Raw genomic sequence first — 20,671 nt, 5'->3', positions numbered from 1 at the left:
CCTCATGGCACCCTCCATCGCGCAATGCGCGGTAGGTGCCGCACTGGCCTGGATCATCGCCATGGAACTGCTCGGCCACCCCCGCCCGTTCTTCGCGCCGATCTCGGTGCTGATCTGCGTGGGCGTCGGGCTGGGGCAGCGGCTGCGCAGGGTGGCCGAGCTGGTGATCGGCGTCAGCCTCGGGGTGGGCGTCGGCGACCTGCTGGTGTCCTGGATCGGCTCGGGCGCGTGGCAGCTCGCGCTCGTGGTGGCGCTGGCGATGACCGTCGCGGTGCTGCTGAACAGCGGGGCGCTGTTCGTCGCGCAGGCGGGGTCGTCGGCCGTGCTGGTGGCCACCCTGGTGCCCGGCGACGGGGCCGGAGGGCTGGACCGGATGGCGGACGCGCTCACCGGGGGCATCATCGGGATCGCGGCGGTCGCGTTGCTGCCCGCCAGCCCGTTCACGATCGCGGCCAAGCACCTGTCCGGGGTGCTCGACGCGCTGTCCACGGTGCTGGAACGGGCGGCGGAGGCGATCGAGAAGCGGGACGTGGAGCTGGCGGCGGAGGCGTTGGAGGAGGCGCGGAACACGCAGGAGGCGGTGGAGGAGTTCGAGCACGCGCTGGAGACCGCCAAGGAGATCACGATGATCTCGCCGCTGCACTGGCACAGGAAGGCCAGGCTGGCGCGCTACGAGACCGCCGCCGTGCCGGTGGATCTCGCGATGCGGAACGCCCGGGTGCTGAGCAGGCGTACCCTCGCCTCGCTCGGGGAGGCCAGCCCGCCGCCCACCGCCTTGGCCGAGGCCCTGCGCGAGGTCTCCGAGGCGGCGCTGCTGCTGCAACTGGAGCTCGGCGCCGGCCGGGAGCCCACGCTGGCGCGCCAGGCACTGCTGGCGGTGGCGGCCCGGGAGCGGCCAGAAGGGCTCGGCTTCTCGGCGCACGTGATCATCGCGCAGCTGCGTTCTGTGGTCGTCGACCTGCTGCAGGCGACCGGGATGGAGCACGAGGCGGCCACGGGCACGCTCACCCCCTTGGACGAGGACGCCGCCGACACGCTCACCCCAGCCGACGACCCCTCGGACAAGCCCAGCCCCACGGACTCCGGCCTCTCGGACTCCGGCCTCTCGGACTCTGAATCCTCGGACTCCGGCTCCTCCGGCCCCGGTCCCTCGGACGAGCCCGCCGAGGCGCTCACCCCGGTGGATGAGCCGCGCGACGAGACCAGCCGCCGCTGACCCCGGAACCGCCCCCGGCCCACTGCGCGCGGCCGGGCGCAGTCGGCGATCAGTGGGCGACGGCGAGCCGGGCGGGTGGCGGTGGGCGGGCGAGAGTGGGTCAGGTGGAGAGGTGTTTGAGGCGGGTCACGGCCTCGTCGATGACCTCGTCCTTCTTGCAGAAGGCGAACCGGACGAAGTGCCGCCCCCGGTCGGCGTGGTCGTAGAAGACCTGGGTCGGGATGGCCACCACGCCGGCGAGCTGAGGGAGGCGGCGGGTGAGTTCGAGGCCGTCGGTGAAGCCCAGCGGGCGGATGTCCGTCTGGACGAAGTACGTGCCGGAGGGCCGCAGGACCGAGAAGCCGGCGGCCGAGAGGCCCTCCATGAGGCGGTCGCGCTTGTCCTGGAGGCCGGCGCGCAGCGCGGACACCCACTCCAGCTCGTGCCGCAGCCCGTACGCCACCGCCAGCTGCCACGGCGCGCTCGACGTGAACGTGAGGAACTGCTTGACCGTCTGCACCGCCGTGACCAGGGCGGCAGGGGCGCAGATCCAGCCGGTCTTCCAGCCGGTGACCGAGAACGTCTTGCCCGCGGACGAGATCATCACCGTGCGCTCGCGCATGCCGGGCAGCGTGGCCAGCGGGATGTGCTCGACCCCGTCGAACGTCAGGTGCTCGTACACCTCGTCGGTCACCGCGATCAGCCCGCGCTCCTGGCAGAGCTCGGCGATGACCTCCAGCTCGGCGCGGGTGAACACGGTGCCGGTGGGGTTGTGCGGCGAGTTGACCAGGATGACGCGGGTGCGGGGGGTGACGGCGGCGCGCAGCTCGTCGGGGTCGAACGTGAAGCGCCCCTCCACCGGCCGCATCGTGACGGCGACCAGGCGGGCCTGGGCGAGCGCGATCGAGGCCGCGTACGAGTCGTAGTACGGCTCGAAGGCGATCACCTCGTCCCCCGGCTCGCAGAGGGCGAGGATCGCGGACGCGACGGCCTCGGTGGCCCCCACCGTGACCAGGATCTCGCCTGCCGGGTCGTAGGAGAGGTCGTAGTGGGCGGAGCGGTGTTCCGAGATCGCCCGGCGCAGCTCCAGGATCCCCGGCCCCGGCGGATACTGGTTGGCGCCCGACGTGATCGCCTGGACCGCGCGGTCGAGCATCGCCGCGGGCCCGTCGGTGTCGGGGAAGCCCTGGCCGAGGTTGATGGATCCGGTCTCGACGGCGAGCGCGCTCATCTCCGCGAAAATCGTCGTGCCGAAGGCGCGCATCCTGGCAACAAGTGGTTCGGTCACGGCACTTAGGCTATGCCCGGCGGGAAATCCGCTCATCATTCCGCCCCCTGATGTCGCGAAGGGCGTGAGGCGGCCCGGCGCCTTGTCGGTAGTCTCGTCCCGTGATCATTCGGGTCGTGCTCGCCCTCGCCTTAACAGCGCCCCCCGCGGTGACGCCGGCGGACGCCGGCCCGAGTGCCTGCCCCGTCGCCATGCCGCCCCGGACGACCTGCGCCTTTCTCGAGGTTCCCGAGCGGAGGGACGCGCCGGATCGGAAGATCAAGGTGGGGTACGCCGTCCACGCCTCCACCGCCAAGGATCGCAAGCCCGACCCCGTCGTCTACATGAGCGGCGGCCCGGGGTCGGCGTCCATGCAGCTCACGGGATTCCTGAGCCAGATGTTCCCCGATCGTGACGTGGTCGCGGTCGAGCAGCGCGGCAGCAAGTACTCCGAGCCGGCCCTGGGGTGCCCCGAGACGGCGGAGGCGCTGCTCGGGCAGCTCCGGCGGCCGCCCGCCGACCTGGGCGCGGCGGCCGTCCGCTGCCGCAAGAGGCTCCAGGAGCAGGGCGTCGACCTGCGGGGGTACAACACGAAGGAGATCGCGGCCGACGTCGTCGCGTTACGCGAGCAGCTGGGGTACGACTCCTGGAACCTGTTCGGAGTCAGCTACTCCACCCGGGTCATGATGGACGTGGCCGCCGCGGACCCTGAGGGTGTGCGGTCGGTGGTGCTGGACTCGTACCTGCCGGAGAGCGTCGGCTGGTACGACGACGCCGACCGGAACCTGGCCGACACGGCGGCGCGGCTGAACATGAAGGACGCGTTCGAGGCCATGACGGCCCGGCTGAACGCCACGCCCGCGCAGGTGACGACGACCGACCCGCTGCTCGGCAAGGCGTTCACGGCGCGGATCAGCGGCGACGACGTGGCCACGATCATGGCGGAGGCGCTGCACGAGGCGGACTTCGCGGCGGTCGCGCCCGCCATGGTCGGGGCGCTCGCGACGGGTCACGACGAGCTGCTGCGGGCGCTGGCCGACGCGGTGGGCGAGGGGCTGGTGTCGCACGAGTTCGGGCTGTATCACGCGGTGCAGTGCCAGGACGAGGTCCCGTTCAACACATACGCCACAAAATCCCGACTTTTCACTATAAATGGGGACAAGGCGGTGTGTGATGCTTGGCAGCTCCCCAAGTCCAAGCCCGTCGACGCCACCACCAAGGCCCCCGTGTACGTCCTGGGCGGCCAGTACGACCCCACCACCCCCACCAGGACCAGCAAGGCCGCGGCCGAGTCCCTCCCCGGCGCCCGCTTCGAGGAGTTCCCCCGCGCCTCCCACGCCGTCTTCCTGACGAGCCCCTGCGCCCGCCGCAAGATCGTCGAATTCCTGGCAGCGCCCAAAGACGCTTCGGCCTCGCCATGCGTCGACGACGACACCCGGCAGCCGGTCGGCCTGCACGTGACCGGCGCCCCGTACCAGATCTCGAAGTCGCCCTGGCTGGCCGCGCCCTTCGCGCTGTTCGCGCTCGTCTCCCTGCTCCAGCTGGTCATGGCCGCGCTGAAGGGCCGGGCGCTGGCGGCGTTCGGCGGGCTGGCGGGCGTGGCCTTCGCCGGGCTGGTCGGGCAGTCCGTGTACGCCCTGGCCGAACGGAACGAGACCGCGCTGGCGGTCGGCGTGCCCGGCACGGCCGTCGCCTACACCTGGATCGCCGCCGCCGCGGCCGCGCTGACCGCCGCCGCGTTCCTGCGCGACCGGCGCTGGCCGCAGATCTCGGCGGCCGTCGTCGGCGCCGGATTCCTCGTATGGTGGTTGACCTGGTTCCTGTGACGCGCATCCGTGAGCTCGACGCCCTCCGTGGTTTCGCGGTGGGCGGCATCATGCTGGTCAACACCTGGCAGCACAACGCCAAAGCCACGCGCAACGGCGTCGACCTGGTCATCGAGGGCCTGTTCCAGAGCCGGTTCTACCCGATCTTCTCGCTGCTGTTCGGCATCAGCTTCATGCTGTTCCTGCGCGGCAACAGCCGCTGGGCGCTGCTGAGCAGGCTGTTCTGGCTGTTCTGCCTCGGGCAGATCCAGCACACGTTCTACGACGGCGAGGTGCTGACCGACTACGCCGTCTACGGCGCGGCGGTGCTGCTGCCGGCCTCGTTCCTGACCGGCGGGCTGCCGGTGCTGCTGCTCGGGCTGGCGGGGCTGGCGTGGGGGCTCCAGGTGGGCGGCGGGTCGTGGCTGATCCCCGGCCTGTTCCTGATCGGCATGGGGGTGTGGCGGCTGAGCCCGCCCAGGTCGCTGCTGCTGCCCTCGTTCGTGGTCAGCGCGCTGGCCGCCGTGCTGCTGACGGCCGCCTGGGTGAGCGACGGCGGGTGGATCCTCTACAGCACGGCCGCGCTGGCGGGCGCGGCGGCGTACGTGCTGGGGCTGCTGCTCGCGCTGCGGCCATGGCTGTCGGCGGTGCTGGAGCCGCTGGGCAGGATGGCGCTGACGAACTACGTCATGGGCACCGTCGTGATCGTCCTGGCCACCCCGCTGCTGAACACCGACCCGACGCGCTGGTCGGTGGTGGCGCTGGCGGCGGTGACCGTGGCCGCGCAGGTGCTGCTCAGCAGGTGGTGGCTGGCCAGATTCAGGTACGGGCCACTTGAGTGGATCTGGCGGTGCCTGACCTGGTTTCGAGTGGTGCCCAACCGGCTAGAGTCGGGCCGTGACCGAAATCGCCCTCTGCCAGATCCCGGTGTCTCCTGATCCCTCCACGAACCTCAAACGTGCCCAGGAGGCGATCGCCAGGGCCGAGGGGGCCGACCTGGCGATCTTCCCCGAGGCCACGCTCACCCGCTACGGCCGGCGCATCACGGACCTGGCCGAGCCGCTGGACGGGCCGTTCGTGTCGGGTCTGGCGGAGGCGGCCAGGGAGCACGGGCTGCCGGTGATCGCCGGGGTCTTCGAGGCGGGCGAGGGCCGCGTGCGCAACACGGCCGTGGCCATCGACGCCCAGGGCGCGGTGCGGGCGGCGTACCGGAAGATCCACCTGTTCGACTCGTTCGGCGCGAAGGAGTCCGATCTGGTCGCGCCCGGCGCGGAGCCGGCCGTGGTGGAGCTCGCGGGGCTCAGGATCGGCCTCATCACCTGCTACGACGTGCGGTTCCCCGAGCTGGCCAGGGCGCTGGTGGACAAGGGCGCCGAGCTGTTCGCGGTGATCGCCGCATGGGGCTCCGGGCCGCTCAAGGAGGACCACTGGGTCACCCTGGTCAGGGCCCGCGCGCTGGAGAACACGATGTGGACGGCCGCCGTCGGCCAGGCGCCCAATCCGGCCGAGTCGTCCGACGGGTACGGCGTGGGCCGCAGCATGCTGGTCGATCCCCTGGGCGTGATCCGCGCCGACCTGGGCACCGCGCCCGGCGTGCAGATCGTGCGGATTGATCACGAATGGACGACAACGGCCAGGGAGACCCTGCCGTGCCTCCAACACCGGGTTCTCTGAGGTTCAACCGATCGTAAAGTAGTACCGTGAGCGGAACGCAGATGCAGAAGGTTGTCCCGCCGCGTCTGCTCGTGCCATACCTGTCGGGCAAACGCACGGTGATCTCGGGTTATGTTTACCGCGTGCAGGACTGCGTCAGGCTGACCACGCCTGAGTCGCTCTATCACGGGCTCGACCTGTCCTTCGACGGATCCGAGCTGTTCGGCGAGGTGCCCGAGCTCTACGTGATGCGCTGGTACGCCCGCGACGTCGACACGTACGCGGTCCCGTACGGGCCCCACATGGGTGGCGACTGGAGCGACGCGCCGCCGTTCGCCGGCAACGGTTTCACAACATCGTCGGATCACGTGGTGCCGCAGTTCCACACCGTTCCGATGCCGATCCCGGCCGGGGCGGAGATCATCCATGTCACCGCCGACGGCGAGCGGCCCTTCGCCGAGTACGACGGGCTGACCTGGCGGCCCACGGCATGAGCGAGGGACCCATCAGACACAGCGAGGAGATCATGCCGGTCGCCTCCGGCTTCGTGGCCCGCTTCGACGGCCGCACGCTGCCCGCCGCCCTGGGCCCCGACAACGGCCAGGTGGTGCTGTTCAGCGAAGTGGAGCTGGACGGGTTCGAGCCGGCCTCGGGCTACTGGCGCAAGGTGGCGGCCAGGTCCCAGCTGGAGTGGCTCGTGCTGATCCGCACGGTGGGGGCGTTCGGCGGCGAGCCGTGCATCGTGATCGACGAGGACGAGGACGGGCTGCACATCGCCTACACGGGGCACAGCGGGATGAAGGCGGAGGCGCTGGGCTACTGGCTGGTCGACCACGGCGCCTACGAGGTCGTGGTGCCCCGCGAGGAGGTCTTCTCGATCCGCGTCGAACGGATTCCGGTCCCCTAGTCAACCGGCTGCCGTTCCGGGTGTCTCTATGACGTGACCGAAACAGCGACCATGGCGCAGCCGTCGTTCGCCGATCTGTTCGCGGCCCAGTACCACTCCCTGGTACGCCTGGCCGGGCTGCTCGGCGCGGACGACCCTGAGGACATCGCCCAGGAGGCGTTCGCCCGGCTGCACACAAGGCGGTTGCGCGACGACGGGGCCGCTCTGGCCTACCTGCGTGCGACCGTCTGCAACCTGACCCGGAACCGTCTGCGCCACCTCAACCTCGTCCGGCTGCGCCGCCCCGACCCTCCCGAACCGGCGCGCAGCAGCGAGCACGCCGTGCTCGTCTCCGAGGAGCACCGCGAGCTGCTGGCCGCCGTGGACCGGCTGCCGCGCCGCCAGCGCGAGGCCCTGGTCCTGCGTTACTGGCTGGACCTGTCGGAGCGCGAGATCGCCGATGCCATGGGCGTCTCGCCCGGATCGGTCAAGACCCACGCACGCCGGGCCCTGGCGGCCCTGGGCAAGGCGCTGACGGAGGAGGACGCGTGAACGACCTGGAAGAGCGCCTGCGGGCCGCGCTCAACGCCCGAGCCCAGACCTACGAGCCCGACCCGCACGCCTGGGCGCGCATCACGCAGCGCCGGCCACGGCGCCGGCCGGCGCGGTGGCTGCTGGCCGCGCTGCCCGTGGCGCTGCTGTCCGTGTTCGTTCCCGCCCTGCTCAACGGGGGCTTGGGCAGGAACACCGCGATCGACCCGACCGGGATCTACCAGCAGCTCATGAAGGAGCGCACGCCCCTCGGCAAGGAGGCGGTCGTCGACAACCCCTCCGAGGGCAAGCCGCTGCGGATCTGGTTCGCCAGGGGGAAGCTGGGCTATCCCGAGATCTGCTACGTCGTCGAGCGGGCCGCCGGCGAGCCGTACGGGGCCTGCGTCAACGCCGTCGAGTGGCAGCAGGTGGACGCCTGGTACGTCGGCAGCACGGAGCGGGACGGCGCGGCGACCGCGATGGACTGGGGGCTGGCCCGCCAGGACGTGGGCGCGGTGGCCGGGGTCACGGAGGGCGGGCAGGAGTTCCCCGGCACGGTGCGGAGCCTGGACGGCGCCCCGTACCGGCTGTGGACCGTGACGTATCCGTCCCAGGAGCCCATGTCCAGGATCCGGATCTCGGACGTCAAGGGCAAGGCACTCGGGTGGTGGTCCCGCGACGGCTTGGCCGCGCCGGGCGGGCAGCCCATGAGCGCTCCCATGGAGCTGTCCCAGGGCATCTCCGTCCGGCCGTACCGGATGCCCCGGTCGAAGGGCGGGACGCAGCTGACGTGGTGGCGGCACGGCGCCGAACTCGCCTCGCAGTCACTCGGCGAGGCGGACTCGGTGGTGACGATGAGCGCCCAGAGGGACGTGATCGTCGGCTTCGCCCGCAGGGACGTCGCCAGGATCGAGGTCTCGTTCGACAGCGGGCGCACGGCGAGCGTCGAGACCAGGCCCGATCCCTGGAACCTGGGCATCGCGCTGTTCGCCGCCACGAGCCCGTCCGACGACCCGGCCGAGGGCCGCCACATCACCGCCTATGACACGGCGGGCAAGCAGATCTGGCAGCACGACGAGCCGGCCAGGACGCCGATGTACGAGGCCGACAAGGTCGCCGGCGAGGTGATGACCCTCCCGGGCACCGAAAGCTCCGGCCGCCCGGTACGCATCTGGTTCACCCAGAGGTCCGACGAGGCGAACCAGTTCTGCTTCACCGGCGGACCCGCGCCGAACGACTCGGGTATGAGCGGCTGCTCCATCACCTTCCTACAGGGCTCCTACCCCTTCCAGCAGGCGACCACCTACCTACCGGACCCCGGCGCCGACATCTACTTCGGCCCGGCCCTCGCGGACTGGGAGTCGGTCGAAGCGGTGCTCCACGACGGGCGGCGGGTCCGCGCCTCGTTCCTGCGCGGCACGGGCACCCCGCATCCGGTCTGGCACGTCAGCGTCCCGCGCGACACCGAGGTCGGGGGCTTCATCGTGAAGGCGAAGGGCAAACCGGACAAGCAGGTCCCGAATTACAGCAAGAGCTGCGCGAGGCAGGCCGCGCGATCCGAGGCCGCCCCCCAGACCCTGCCGGCGGGCATCACCGCTCTCCTCGTGCCGGGCTGCGCGGCCTTCTGGGAGAACGGCGAGATCGTGCCGGCGCTGCCCGGACAGCTGCCCGGCGCGCGGCTGAGCGATCTGCTCGACGCCGCGCAGCCGGTCCAGTGGATCAGCCTCAAAACGGCCTGGTACGGCTACGCGCCCGCGGGCACGGCCAAGGTGGAGCTCCGCACGAAGGACGGCGCCACCGCGACGGCCGAGGCCGTCCCCGATGCGTGGGGCCAGAACGTGACGCTGTTCGCGGCCCCCGCTCCCAAGGGAGGCACCGACGAAACCGTAGCCCTCACGGGCTATGACGCCGGCGGCAAGGAGCTGTGGCGGTACGAGCTGCCCTAGCGGCGCGCCAGGTCGACGGCCACGCCGGCCCCTCGCTCCTAACCGAGGTTGCGGAAGCGGGCCCGGCGGGCCGCGAAACGGTCCGCCGGGCTCAACTCCAGCAGGTTCGCGATCTCGTACTCCAGCGCCCGCCCCACCCGCTCGCAGAACTGCCTCGGCTCGTACGCGGCGTCGGGCACCTCCGGGATGACCCGGTCCACGATGCCGTCGCGGCGCAGGTCGGTGGCGCGGATGTGCTGGGCCTGGGCGATCTCGGGCGCGAAATCCACCGAGCGGTAGAGGATGGCCGAGGCGCCCTCGGGCGGCAGCGGCGACAGCCAGGCGTGCTGGGCGCAGAGCACCCGGTCGGCGGGCAGCAGCGCCAGCGCCGCCCCGCCCGCCCCCTCGCCGAGCAGCAGGCACACGGTCGGCGCGTCGAGCATGACGAGCTCGGCCAGGCAGCGGGCGATCTCGGCGGCCAGCCCGCCCTCCTCGGCCGCCTTCGACAGGTCGGCGCCGGCCGTGTCGATGACGGTGATCAGGGGCAGGCCCAGCTCGGCCGCCAGCCGCATGCCCCGCCTGGCCACCCTGAGTCCGGCCGGGCCGAGCGGCGAGTTGGCCCGCTGGACCCGCCGGTCCTGGCCGAGCACCACCGCCGGCGCCGTGCCGAACCTGGCCAGCGCGAGCAGCAGCCCCGGCTCGTTCTCGCCCTCCCCGCTGCCGCTGAGCGGGGTCACGTCGGTGGCGGCGAGCTTGAGCAGCGTACGCACGCCGGGCCGGTCGTCGCGGCGCGAGCGGGTGATCGCCTCCCACGCCTCCACCGGCCGCAGGTCCTCCTCCGGCGGCGTGCCCGCCACCACCCGCGACCTGTCGTCGGCGAGCACGCCGAGCGCCCTGATCGCGATCTCCCGCGCCTCCTGGGCCGGCACCACCGCGTCGATCAGGCCCTTGCGGTGGAGGTTCTCGGAGACCTGCACGCCTTCGGGAAACGGGTAGCCGTGCAGCGACTCGAACACCCGCGGCCCCATGAACCCGATCAGCGCCCCCGGCTCGGCCGCCGTGACGTGCCCGAGCGACCCCCACGAAGCGAACACCCCGCCCGTCGTCGGATGCCGCAGGTAGACCAGGTAGGGCAGGCCCTGGCTCCGGTGCAGCTGGATCGCGGCGGTGATCTTCACCATCTGGACGAACGCGAGCGCGCCCTCCTGCATCCGCGTGCCGCCCGACGCGGGCGCGGCCAGCAGCGGCAGCCGCTCGCGGGTGGCCCGCTCGACGGCGGCCGTGAACCGCTCGGCCGACGCCACCCCGATCGAGCCCGCCATGAACGAGAACTCGCACACCACGACGGCGACCCTGCGTCCGCCGAGCAGCCCCTCGCCGGTGACGACCGCCTCGTCGTAGCCGGACTTGACGCGGGCCGCGGCCAGCTCGTCAGCGTAGGGGGAGCCGGGCGGCGCGGGGTCGGCGGGCGGCGCGTCCCACGATTTCCACGACCCCGGATCGAGGATCGTGTCAATCAGTGTGCGCGCGTCCGGACGGCTCACTATCGCTCCCTAGATGTCGGCCAGCGTTGCAATGTTGACGCACGAGGCGACCGTCCGGTGCCGCGAAATGCGGATCATCGTTCACGGTCTTCGAGCCAGGCGAGGACGGCGTCGCCGTCCTGGCCGAGAGCGGGCGGCGCGGTGTGCTCGAACCCCTCCAGCCCGTCGAAGCGCAACGGCGGCCCGGGCAGCTCGATCGTGCCCAGCACCGGGTGCTCCACCGTGACGACCAGCCCCTGCGAGCGGGTCTGGTCCCAGGCGTAGACCTCGTCGAGCGTCCGGATCGCGCCCGCGGGCACGCCCTCCTCGCCCAGCCTGGCCAGCCAGTGGCCGCGGTCGTGGGCGGCCAGGGCCTTCTCCATCTCCGCGATCAGCTCGTCCCGGTGCGCGAACCTGTCCCTGTTCGTGGCGTATCTCGCGGCGTCGGGGTCGATGCCGAGGAGCGTGGCGACCTTCTTCCACTGGCCGTCGTTGGCCGCGGCGATCTGCAGCATGCCGTCGGCGCAGCGGAAGGCGCCGTAGGGGGCGATGGAGGCGTGGTGGTTGCCGCCGGCGACCGGCACCTTGCCGCCGACCGTCCAGGCGGTGCCGTGGTAGGCGTGGACGCCGGTGATCGCGGCCAGCAGCGAGGTGCGCACGACGCGGCCCTTGCCGGTGCGCTCGCGCTCGTAGAGGGCGCCGGCCACGCCGTACGCGCCGTGGATGCCGGCGAGCAGGTCGGCGATGGACGCGCCGACGCGGTAGGGCTCGTCGGGCGACGGGCCGGTCAGCGACATCAGGCCCGCCTCGCCCTGGGCGATCTGGTCGTAGCCGGGCCGGCCGCCCTCCGGGCCGTCGTGGCCGAAGCCGGTGATCGACAGGATGACCAGGCGGGGGTTGAGCTCGTGGAGGCGCTCGACGGAGAATCCCAGGCGGTCGAGCACGCCGGTGCGGAAATTCTCGATGAGGACGTCGCTCTGGCGTACGAGGCGCTCGATGAGCCTCTTGCCGTCGGCGGACTTGAGGTCGACGGCGACGGACTGCTTGTTGCGGTTGGCTGCCAGGAAATAAGTCGAAATTTCGTGATCCGGTCCAACGAACGGCGGTCCCCATCCGCGCGACTCGTCACCCCCGTCCGGATGCTCCACCTTGATCACCCGGGCGCCCAGGTCACCCAGCATCTGCGCCGCGTGCGGCCCGGCCAGGGCCCTGGACAGATCGAGCACGACGATGTCACCGAGGGGTCCGAGCAAGATCAACCTCCTGCTTGCATTCGGGGCGAAAGAACATTCTCTCAGTTGGCCCTACCACCCCCTCTACCCTGGGTCAGGTGAATCACCTGGCCGATCGCATCATGAGCCTGCCGCCTTCGTGCGGCCCCGTCCGACTGGTGGCCGTGGACGGACCGGCGGGGGCGGGCAAGACGACGTTCGCGGGGCGGCTGGGGGCGGCGCTCGGGTGCCAGGTGATCCACAGCGACGACTTCCCCGTGCCGTGGGAGGAGGGGCCCGGCGGCTGGTTCCACGCGCTGGAGTCGCAGGTGCTGGTCCGGCTCCGCGACGGCCTGCCCGGAGGTTTCCGCAGGTACGACTGGGTGCGCGGCGAGTACGCCGAGCACGTGGCGGTCCCGCTGGCGCCGGCCCTGATCGTCGAGGGCGTCGGCACGGCCCGCGCCTCGATCGCCCGCCTGCCGGCCTTCACCGTCTGGGTGGACGCCCCGCGGGCGGTGCGCTTCGCCCGGGTCATGGAGCGGGACGGGGCCGAGTTGGAGCCGCGGTGGCTGGAGTGGTTCGCGGCCGAGGAGAAGTGGTTCGCCGAGGACCGGACCCGGGACCGGGCCGATCTGATCGTCGAGACCGGCTGAGGATCCGCCGAGACCGGTCGAAGACCCGCGGACGGGCGACGTCGCCGGGCCGGCTGAAGATCCGAGGACGGGCGACGTCGCCGGATCGGTCAGAGGTGGCCGACGTCGTTGAAGCGGACGAGCCCGGAGCGGTCCCAGACGGAGACGGAGGCGTTCAGCACGGGCGCGAACTCCAGGACGGCGGCCAGGTCCGCGTCCGGACCGCCCGCGAGGACGTGCCGCAGGCCCAGCACCACCGAGTCGTGGGCGACGATCAGCACCCGCCGCCCGGCCGCGTGCTCGCGCAGGTCGGCGAGGAGGTCACGGAGCCGGACCACGACGTCGGCCAGGGACTCTCCGCCGGGCGGCCGGAAGGCGTAGGCGCCCTCGGCCTCCCGCCGCGCCATCTCCTCGGGGAACCGCTGCCTGATCGCGGCCAGGTTGTAGCGCGCGAACGCCCCCGGCTCTTGGTCTCTGAGCCGCGCGTCCACGGTGACCGGGAGCGGCCCGGCGCCCCACGCCTCCAGGGCCACCCCCCACGTGACCAGCGCGCGGAGGTAGGGCGAGCACCACACCACCTCGGGGGTCTCGGCGGCGGGCAGGCCCGCCAGCGACCGCCCGAACGCGGCGGCCTGCGCCCGGCCCAGGTCCGTCAGCGTGACCTCGTCGTCCCCGCGCTCGTAGACCAGCGGCGCGGACCCGGCCTCCCGGTGGGCGCGGTTGGCCTCGCTCTCTCCGTGCCGCACCGCCATGATCCGCGCCGGTCCCATCCCGCCATCTTGCCACGGAGCCGTTCGGCGAATTACGGTCAAGCCCGTTATATAGATCTGGGAGGTCGTACGTGCGCACCATCCTCGCAACGCTCCTCGTTGCCTTATCCCTCTCCGCTCCGGCCCAGGCCGAATCCGCCGCGGCCCCACCCACCGGGTGCGGTTTCCAGAGCCTCGGCACGCTCCCGCTGACCGGCGCCACCACCGCGGGCACGGCGCTGGACGCCCGCCACCCGCAGGGCCCGCGCGTCTACTCGGTCACCTCCAGCGCCTCCGGCCCGGCGCTGCTCGGGATCAGGGACGCCCGCGACGGCCGCCTGATCGGCGAGCGCCCGCTCCCGCTCGCGCTCGGCTCCTGGGCCGTCACCGTCGCCCCCGACCACTCGGTGTACGTCGGCAGCTACAACGCCACCGCCGGGGCGATGGGCCGCCTCTTCCGCTACACCCCGTCCACCGACCAGGTGAGCGAGCTCGGCATCCCGATCGCGACCGAGACGTTCGTCTGGACCGTGGCCGCGAGCCCGGACGGCTCGGCCGTCTACGGCGGCACCTCGCCCACGGGCAAGCTCTTCCGCTACGACACCGCGACCGGCGCCTACACCGACCTGGGCAGCCCCGTCCCGGGCGACCAGTACGTCAGGGACCTGGCCGTCGCCGGGGACGGCACCGTGTACGCCGGCGTCGGCGCGCGCAGCATGAAGGTCGCCGTGCTCACCCCCGGCGGCACGGTCGAGCGGGTCATCGACCCGCCCGTCGAGGGCAGCGGCTACGCCTACGACGTCGACGTGGCCGGCCGCTACCTGCTGGTCCGCTTCGTCACCTCCACGGGCGCCAACCCCATGGGCGTGTACGACCTGCGCAAGCGCGCGTGGAAGGACGTCGTGGAGGACGTCGACAGCCTCACCGTCGGCGGCGGCAGGCGCGGCCACGACCTCTACCTGTTCCAGCACGACGAGCTCGTGAAGTACGACCTCAGGACCCGAAGGATCACCAGGCTGGACTTCACCGGGTACGGCGAGGGCGCGGCCCGCCCGCTCGGCTGGCTCGGCCACACCCTCGTCGGCACCAGCTCCACCGGCCGCATCTGGCAGTTCGACCGCAGGACCGGCCAGGGCCGGCTGCTCGACGGCACGCTGACCGGCCAGCCCGTCTCCATCCGCTCCCTCGGCACGGGCCCCGACGGCCGCGTCTACGCGGGCGGCTTCTTCACCGGTGGCCTGGCCGCCTACGACCCCGCCACGGGCGAGGCGCAGAACTGGCCGGACGTCGGCCAGAGCGAGGGCATCGTCACCCACAAGGGCAAGCTCTACCTCGGCGTCTACCCCGGCGCCCGGATCTACGAGTTCGACGGGACCGCGCCCAGGCTCCTGCTCGACCTCGGCGGCCAGGAGCAAGACCGGCCCTTCGCGATGATCTCGGCGGGCGACCGGCTGGCGTTCGGCACGGTGCCCAAGGCCGGCACCCACGGCGGGGCGCTCGGCCTGCTCGACCCCGCCACCGGGCACACCGTGATCAGGAGGGACATCATCCCCGGTCACAGCATCATCGGCCTGGCCTATCGCGACGGGGTCGTGTACGGCGCCACCTCGGCCTTCGGCGGCACCAGCACTCCGCAGGGCGATGCCGTGGCGTTCGCGTACGACATCGCCACGGACTCGCTCAAGTGGCAGTCCACCCCCGTCCCCGGTGACCTGGCACTCGGCTCGATCGCCTTCGACGGCGCCGGGCGGCTGTGGGGGCTGACCCCGGACACCCTGTTCGAGCTGGACCCGGCCACCGGGCAGACCGTCAGGAGCGTGCGGCACCAGACCTACCCCTGGTCCAGCGCCACGCAGGTCTGGCTGGACACCAACCTCGTCTTCCACAAGGGCTTCCTGTGGGGCAAGGTGCAGGGCAAGGCGTACCGGATCGATCCGGGGACGATGGCGCTCGCGCTCATCGCCCGCCCGATCTCCAACCTGATCCTCGGCCCCGACGGCCACCTCTACCTGTCACGCTTCGAGAACTTCTCCACCTACCGCGTCTGCTGACGGGTCAGCCGGAACAGACGCGGCCCCTCGGCGAAGTAGACGTCCCCGGACCCGTGCACCGCGAGCTGGTGCACGGGTCCCTGCCGCAGCACGGTGTGCCGCCCGGTCCGCGGGTCGAGGGAGAAGACCTCCTTGCCGGCGTGCGCGCCGTACAGGACGTGGCCGCGCCGGTCGAACGCGAGCTGCCCGCTCGCGCTCGCGCTGTCCGACAGCGTGACGCGCCTGATCACCTTGCGCGCGGCCGGGCTGACCGCGAACACCTCGCCGCCCGCGATCCCCCACAGTCTGCCCCGGTCGTCGAACGTCAGCGCCGGGACGGCCGGCTTGCCCGGCGCTGGGACGATCTCCCACAGCAGCCGGTTCTGCTTCACCGACCACGCGAACAGCTTGGCCTCCGGCTGCGTCGGCGGCGTGGCCGACTGGCCGCTGTAGATGGACGTCCCGCCGTAGAGCACGCCGTCGCGGTAGGCGAGCGAGACGATGCTCTGGTCCTGGACGACGTTGCGCTGGGCGTGCTTGAGCGTCCCGGTCCGCGGATCCCACACGGCGAGCACGCCGCCGAGCTGGCCGAGGTCGGGCATGGTGCCCGCGGCGAGGTAGCGGCCGGCCGGCACCAGCGCCCGCGGCCTGATCTGCTTGTCGGCGGCGAAGTCGAACAGCCGCGCCGGGTTCGGCGCCGGGCCGGGTTCGGGGCTGGGCGAGTATTCGGTGCTGTTCCACGGCAGCGCCGGGTCGTAGGCGTAGACCCTGGCCTCGGGATAGGCGCCGATGTAGAGCTTGCCGTCGTAGGCGATCATGTCCTCGCTCTGGGAGAACGTGTGGAACTCGGTTCTCTTACCGGTCTTCGGGTCCAGGGCGGCGAAGCCGCCGTTGAGGAAGCCGCCGGCGTACATGCGACCGTCGGGGCCCTCAGCGAGCGCGGTCACGTCGATGGGCTCGCCCTTGACCGCCGTCTGCACGAACGACTTCGCGCCGGTCTGCGGGTTGTAGCGGAACATCAGCCCGCGCCACAGCAGGCCGACGACGCTCTTGCCCGGATAGTCCGGCAGGCCCAGCTCGGCCCAGCCGATCCCGCGCGTGTTGGCCACCCGGCCGGTGAAGGGCAGCCCGGTCGGCGTCGTGGCCTGGGTACGGGGGTCGTAGCGGACCAGCTCGCCGCTCTTGACCAGGTAGACCGTGCCGTCATCGGCCGGGGGCGAGACGTCCAGCCCGTGTACGGCGTCGAGCGCGCCGGTCCACTTGCCGGCGGCGATGTCCCAGACGTGCAGCGGGCCCGGGCTCGCGCCGCCGTAGCGGACGTAGAGGAAGCCGCCCGCCGCGTTGACGTCGTAGGCCCACTTGCCCGCCGGGTCGAGGCCGTCGGGCGTGGGGAGCTGCCTGGTCGCGCCCGAGGCGGCGTCGATCTCGAAGACCGCGGCCGGGGCCTCGGTGCCCGCGTAGATCTTGCCCGCGGCGTAGGTGACGCTGCGCACGTAGGCGTGGGCGGGCGAGAGCTTGCCGTAGTCGCGCACGCCGGTCGCGGGGTCGTAGGCGAACAGGCGGCCGCCCGGGGAGGTGCCGCCGTAGACGGTGGCGCCCTGGCCCGCGGCCACGGACCAGATGAAGTTCTCCGAGGGCAGGGGCCGGCCGAGGTCCCGCACGCCGCCCTGGTCCGTCCAGCGGTAGAGGCGGCCGTCGCCGTACGTGCCCGCGTACACGCTGCCGTCCCCGGTCGCCTCCACGGCCCAGGAGCCGCCCGCGCCCGGCAGGTCGTACCTGGCCACCTCGGCGCCGGTGGCGGGGTCGACGGCGTTGAGGTGGGCGGGGGTGCCCGAGGAGGCGCCCCACAGCACGGTCCGCCCGCCGGGGCCCGGCGCCACCGTGCCGCCGATCAGCAGCACGTCCTCCAGGGGGACGCCGAGATCCTCCAGGCGGGGCGCCGCCGCGGTCGCGGGGGCGGCGGCGCCGAGCACGGCGAGGGTGGCCGCCATGCCGCATGCCAGCATGCGCTTAATTAAGGTCATGGCCGAAACCTAAGATGAGCATGGTTTCGCCGTCAATGACCAATTACGGCCAAGGAACTAATGCGGCCCCTTGCGGGAGAGTCCTCCCGCGAGGGGCCGGTGCGACTAGATCCCGGACAGTTCGCGTTCGAGGCGCGAGCTCCACGGGCACCACACGTAGCCGGGCAGGAAGGCCCCCCCGGCCTCGCCCAGATGGTCTTCGACGTAGGGGATGGTCGCGTCGCAGACCTCGATCGCGTAGTCGAAGAAGTCGATCGTCTCGGACCGCAGGTGGTAGCTCCACCTCGGGTTGTAGTAGGCCGTGCGCGGCAGGATGCGCCCGAGAACGTGCGGCCTGTCCGCGGTGGTGCCGTTGATCAGGTCGCGGGCGTGCTGGATCTTGTCGGGGTCGGTGAGCTGGATGACGAACCGCTCTCCCGTGATGTCGGTGAACTCGAAGTAGGCCGCCGGAGCCGCCTGGACGGGCGCGGGGGCGGTCACGACGAGCATCGCGACTGCCGCGAGGACGGCTGCGATCTTGGCGGGGATGCTGCGCATTCGGGGGATGCACCTCCAGTACCGATGGGCCGTTTTCCACGGCCATGCATCACATACTGTAGTTGCTCCACCACTGAACGTAATGGCGACAGTTCAGTGGCCCTCACCTGCTGTGAGCACCTTCGCGAGGGCCTCGGCGATGTCGCCGGCCGCCTCCGGCGCGTCCATGAGCATGGCCTGGCGCACCCACACCACGGTCCTGGCGGCCTCCTCCGCGGCCGGGCAGGGCTCGGCGCGGGCGCCCTCGGCGGTGAGGGCGGCCATCGTGCCGAGCGGCGGGTAGCCGGCGTCGAGCGGCACCCCCTCCGCGGCCATGGCGGCCGGCACGAACTCCCGGTCCACGCCGGCGTCGAGGCGCAACATGACCAGGTGGCGCGAGTCCCGCGTGGTGCCCTCCGGCCGCGGCACCACGCTCACCCCGGGGACGTGGGCCAGCTCGCGCTCCAGGGCGGCGCAGAAGGCGTTCCTGCGGTCGATCTCCTCGTCGAGGCGGTCCAGCCAGGGCAGCAGGAGCGCCGCCTGGATCTCGGTCAGGCGCAGGTTCCAGCCGACGGACGGGTGGCCGTACCAGCGCCCGCCGGGCGCGCGGCCGACGTTGCAGGCCGACCAGACGCGGTCGTGCACGGCCTGGTCGCGGCAGACGATCAGGCCGCCCTCACCGGCGGTCATCGCCTTGCTCGCCTGGAAGCTGTAGACCCCCGCGTCGCCCAGGCCGCCCACGGGGCGGTCCCGGTACGTGGCGCCGTGCGCCTGGGCGGCGTCCTCGACGACCGCGAGGCCGTGGCGGGCTGCCAGATCGTTGAGCGGGTCCATGGCGGCGGGGCTGCCCGCCAGGTGCACGGGCATGATCGCCGCGGTCCGGCCGGTCACGGCGTCCTGCACGGCCCGCGGGGACAGGTGCAGATCCGCCGGGTCCACGTCGGCGATGACGGGGACGGCGCCGGCCAGCAGCACGGCGGTGGCCGAGGCCACGAACGTGTACGCCGGGACGATCACCTCGTCCCCCTTGCCCACGCCCAGGCCGCGGAGCGCGGCGAACAGGCCGAGCGTGGCGTTGCCCACCGCGACGCCGTACGGGACGCCGGAGCGGCGAGCGAACGCGCCGGTCAGGTCCGCCACCACGGAACCGCCCTGCGTGGCTCCCCACAGGCCGCTCTCGAGCACCTTGGTGACGAGCTCGCGCTGGGCGGGGTCGAGGGGCGGCGGCCAGGCGGGCCAGGGGGCCGAGCGGACCGGCGTGCCGCCGTGGATGGCGAGCGTCACGGGGAGACGTCCCTTCACGAGAGGCCGAGCAGGCGGGCCAGGTTGGCGCCCTGGACGAGGGCGCGGTCGGTGTCGGTGAGCGGGGCCAGGGCGACGCGGCCGTAGCCGGTGCGCAGGTCGAGGAAGCAGGCGTCCGACCCGAACAGCACCCGCTCGGCCCCCGCCAGGGCGGCCAGCCGGGCGATCCAGCGGCCGGTCATCCTCGAACCGCACGTCTCCAGGTACACGTTCGGGCGGTCGGCCACGAGCCGGGCCGCGCGGCCGAACCCGTACGACCAGAGCCCGGTGTGCCCCATGATCAGCGGCACGTGCGGATGCCGGGCGGCGACGGCGGCGAACTGGGCGGGGTCGCTCCAGGGCGAGTCCGTCTGGCCGTGCGCGAGGACCGGCAGCCCGAGCCGCCAGACCGGCTCGTACAGGGGGTCGTCCAGGCGGCACTGGTGCACGTCGGGGTGGAGCTTGACCCCCCACACGCCGTCGCGGGCGAGCGGGGTGCGGTGGTGCGGGTTGTAGACCTGCCAGACCCCGAACCTGCCGGGGAACCGTTCGGCGATCTCCATGGCCAGCTCGTTGCCGCGCACCGCGTCCGGGCCGACGGCGAGCAGGTGGCTGATGCCCATCGCGGTGACGCCGATCCGGTCCATCGCGACCAGGAGGTGTTCGGCGGTGGGGTGGGGGATGAGGAAGTCGGGCCAGGTGCCGACGTGGCCGTGCGCGTCGAGGATCACAGCAGCGCCTCCAGCGTCCCGGCGGCGATGCGCTCGACGTCCTCCGGGGGCAGGTCGAGGTGGTCGAGCAGGAAGCGGGGGCCGCAGTCGTCGGACACCGGCGCGCCCGTGCCGAACGCCAGCCGCCCCGCCCCGAACCGCGCCGCCAGCCACTCGACGCCGCCCTGGGTGTTGACGGTGCCGATCTCGGCCCGCACGTTCGGCGCCTCGGCCATCAGCTCGGCCAGCGCGCGCAGGCGGCGGTAGCCGGAGTTGAGCACGAGCACCGGCAGGCCGGGCAGGCGTTCGGCGAGGTGGTGGAGCTGGGCGGGCGAGGTCTCGTCGAGGTCGATCGCGACGGGGAGCCCGATCTCGGCCAGCCACCGCAGGGCCCACGGTCCCGTGAGGTCGAAACGGTGGCGTTCCGGGCAGAGCCTGATCATCCGTACGCCCCACGCCGCCACCTCCTCCGGCCCGTCCGGCTCCCCGGCCCCCGGAACAACAACGGGCACCACGACGGGCACGGGGATGAGCCGGGGGTCGTCGAGCGCGAGCAGCGCCTCGTTGCCCGCCTTCGGGTCGGAGTGGAGGCTGAGCGTGTGGGTGACGCAGGCCCGGTCGATGCCCAGCCGGCTCATCTCGTCCCGCGGGTCCGTCGGCAGGTCGTCGAACGGCACCGGGCCGATGAGCCGGTGGGCATCGATCACATATTTCGGCACAGACCGAAACCTAG

Annotated in this window: 19 protein-coding genes; 10 read left to right on the top strand and 9 right to left on the bottom strand. The window is 72.5% G+C overall.

Translation table 11 applies throughout. The features are described 5' to 3' along the window. The first annotated feature begins 4 nt into the window (after nt 1-4). Nucleotides 5-1,216, top strand: a complete 1,212-nt coding sequence (locus ACIBQ1_RS49430) for an aromatic acid exporter family protein (RefSeq protein ID WP_397288778.1) — start codon at nt 5-7, stop codon at nt 1,214-1,216. Between the two features lie 100 nt (nt 1,217-1,316). On the opposite strand, the gene ACIBQ1_RS49425 is transcribed toward ACIBQ1_RS49430, so the two are convergent. Beyond that, nucleotides 1,317-2,483, bottom strand: coding sequence for a pyridoxal phosphate-dependent aminotransferase (locus ACIBQ1_RS49425; RefSeq protein ID WP_397288776.1), 1,167 nt, complete (start codon nt 2,481-2,483; stop codon nt 1,317-1,319). Between the two features lie 191 nt (nt 2,484-2,674). On the opposite strand from ACIBQ1_RS49425, the gene ACIBQ1_RS49420 reads away from it, so the two are divergent. Genes ACIBQ1_RS49420 through ACIBQ1_RS49390 form a run of 7 tightly spaced genes read left to right on the top strand, consistent with a single transcriptional unit; the run spans nt 2,675 to nt 9,283 of the window. Beyond that, a complete protein-coding gene (locus ACIBQ1_RS49420) occupies nt 2,675-4,288 on the top strand; it encodes an alpha/beta fold hydrolase (RefSeq protein ID WP_397288774.1) in 1,614 nt (537 codons plus the stop codon). Continuing rightward, the gene (locus ACIBQ1_RS49415) at nt 4,285-5,205 is read left to right on the top strand and encodes a DUF418 domain-containing protein (protein WP_397288772.1); all 921 of its coding nucleotides are present in this window, start codon (nt 4,285-4,287) and stop codon (nt 5,203-5,205) included. Before ACIBQ1_RS49420 ends, ACIBQ1_RS49415 begins: the two co-directional genes overlap by 4 nt. Further along, nucleotides 5,165-5,941, top strand: coding sequence for a carbon-nitrogen hydrolase family protein (locus tag ACIBQ1_RS49410; protein ID WP_397288771.1), 777 nt, complete (start codon nt 5,165-5,167; stop codon nt 5,939-5,941). Before ACIBQ1_RS49415 ends, ACIBQ1_RS49410 begins: the two co-directional genes overlap by 41 nt. A gap of 26 nt (nt 5,942-5,967) precedes the next feature. Beyond that, nucleotides 5,968-6,414 (top strand): hypothetical protein, encoded by a 447-nt coding sequence (locus tag ACIBQ1_RS49405; RefSeq protein ID WP_397288770.1) that lies wholly within the window; start codon nt 5,968-5,970, stop codon nt 6,412-6,414. Beyond that, on the top strand, nt 6,411-6,827 hold the full coding sequence (locus ACIBQ1_RS49400) for a hypothetical protein (RefSeq protein WP_397288769.1): 417 nt from the start codon (nt 6,411-6,413) through the stop codon (nt 6,825-6,827). Before ACIBQ1_RS49405 ends, ACIBQ1_RS49400 begins: the two co-directional genes overlap by 4 nt. Nucleotides 6,828-6,860: 33 nt before the next feature. Next, entirely contained in the window at nt 6,861-7,358 is a 498-nt protein-coding gene (locus ACIBQ1_RS49395; RefSeq protein ID WP_397288768.1) for a sigma-70 family RNA polymerase sigma factor, read from the top strand. Then, nucleotides 7,355-9,283 carry a hypothetical protein gene (locus tag ACIBQ1_RS49390; protein WP_397288767.1) on the top strand — a complete coding sequence of 643 codons (1,929 nt, stop codon included), beginning with the start codon at nt 7,355-7,357 and terminating at the stop codon, nt 9,281-9,283. The genes ACIBQ1_RS49395 and ACIBQ1_RS49390 overlap by 4 nt, the downstream gene beginning before the upstream one ends. 38 nt (nt 9,284-9,321) lie before the next feature. On the opposite strand, the gene ACIBQ1_RS49385 is transcribed toward ACIBQ1_RS49390, so the two are convergent. Together ACIBQ1_RS49385 and ACIBQ1_RS49380 are read right to left on the bottom strand one after the other, a co-directional pair. Continuing rightward, nucleotides 9,322-10,806 (bottom strand): carboxyl transferase domain-containing protein, encoded by a 1,485-nt coding sequence (locus ACIBQ1_RS49385; RefSeq protein ID WP_397288766.1) that lies wholly within the window; start codon nt 10,804-10,806, stop codon nt 9,322-9,324. A gap of 74 nt (nt 10,807-10,880) precedes the next feature. After that, the gene (locus ACIBQ1_RS49380; protein WP_397288765.1) at nt 10,881-12,038 is read right to left on the bottom strand and encodes a CaiB/BaiF CoA transferase family protein; all 1,158 of its coding nucleotides are present in this window, start codon (nt 12,036-12,038) and stop codon (nt 10,881-10,883) included. 77 nt (nt 12,039-12,115) lie between these two features. Between ACIBQ1_RS49380 and ACIBQ1_RS49375 the strand changes: the two genes are divergently transcribed. Then, a complete protein-coding gene (locus tag ACIBQ1_RS49375) occupies nt 12,116-12,649 on the top strand; it encodes a uridine kinase (protein ID WP_397288764.1) in 534 nt (177 codons plus the stop codon). Between the two features lie 89 nt (nt 12,650-12,738). Here the strand turns inward: ACIBQ1_RS49375 and ACIBQ1_RS49370 are convergent, their stop codons facing one another. Beyond that, entirely contained in the window at nt 12,739-13,398 is a 660-nt protein-coding gene (locus tag ACIBQ1_RS49370; protein ID WP_397288763.1) for a histidine phosphatase family protein, read from the bottom strand. Between the two features lie 71 nt (nt 13,399-13,469). Here ACIBQ1_RS49370 and ACIBQ1_RS49365 point away from each other — a divergent pair, with 71 nt between their 5' ends. Then, nucleotides 13,470-15,428 carry a hypothetical protein gene (locus ACIBQ1_RS49365; RefSeq protein WP_397288762.1) on the top strand — a complete coding sequence of 653 codons (1,959 nt, stop codon included), beginning with the start codon at nt 13,470-13,472 and terminating at the stop codon, nt 15,426-15,428. On the opposite strand, the gene ACIBQ1_RS49360 is transcribed toward ACIBQ1_RS49365, so the two are convergent. From ACIBQ1_RS49360 to ACIBQ1_RS49340, 5 genes are all read right to left on the bottom strand, one after another. Continuing rightward, the gene (locus tag ACIBQ1_RS49360; protein ID WP_397288761.1) at nt 15,413-17,431 is read right to left on the bottom strand and encodes a hypothetical protein; all 2,019 of its coding nucleotides are present in this window, start codon (nt 17,429-17,431) and stop codon (nt 15,413-15,415) included. The two genes, ACIBQ1_RS49365 and ACIBQ1_RS49360, sit on opposite strands and share 16 nt — an antisense overlap. Nucleotides 17,432-17,536: 105 nt before the next feature. Continuing rightward, complete coding sequence (locus ACIBQ1_RS49355; RefSeq protein ID WP_397288760.1) at nt 17,537-17,968, bottom strand: calmodulin-binding protein; 432 nt, start codon at nt 17,966-17,968, stop codon at nt 17,537-17,539. A 93-nt stretch (nt 17,969-18,061) separates the two neighbouring features. Further along, the gene (locus ACIBQ1_RS49350; RefSeq protein ID WP_397288759.1) at nt 18,062-19,231 is read right to left on the bottom strand and encodes a DegT/DnrJ/EryC1/StrS family aminotransferase; all 1,170 of its coding nucleotides are present in this window, start codon (nt 19,229-19,231) and stop codon (nt 18,062-18,064) included. Between the two features lie 14 nt (nt 19,232-19,245). Then, nucleotides 19,246-19,959: an amidohydrolase family protein gene (locus tag ACIBQ1_RS49345; RefSeq protein ID WP_397288758.1), complete on the bottom strand. Its 714-nt coding sequence runs from the start codon at nt 19,957-19,959 to the stop codon at nt 19,246-19,248. After that, the gene (locus ACIBQ1_RS49340) at nt 19,956-20,657 is read right to left on the bottom strand and encodes an amidohydrolase family protein (RefSeq protein WP_397288757.1); all 702 of its coding nucleotides are present in this window, start codon (nt 20,655-20,657) and stop codon (nt 19,956-19,958) included. Before ACIBQ1_RS49340 ends, ACIBQ1_RS49345 begins: the two co-directional genes overlap by 4 nt. Nucleotides 20,658-20,671: the final 14 nt, after the last annotated feature.

Source organism: Nonomuraea sp. NPDC050153 (assembly GCF_044460125.1).
GTDB lineage: Bacteria > Actinomycetota > Actinomycetes > Streptosporangiales > Streptosporangiaceae > Nonomuraea.
This window is presented reverse-complemented; position numbering and strand designations above follow the sequence as displayed.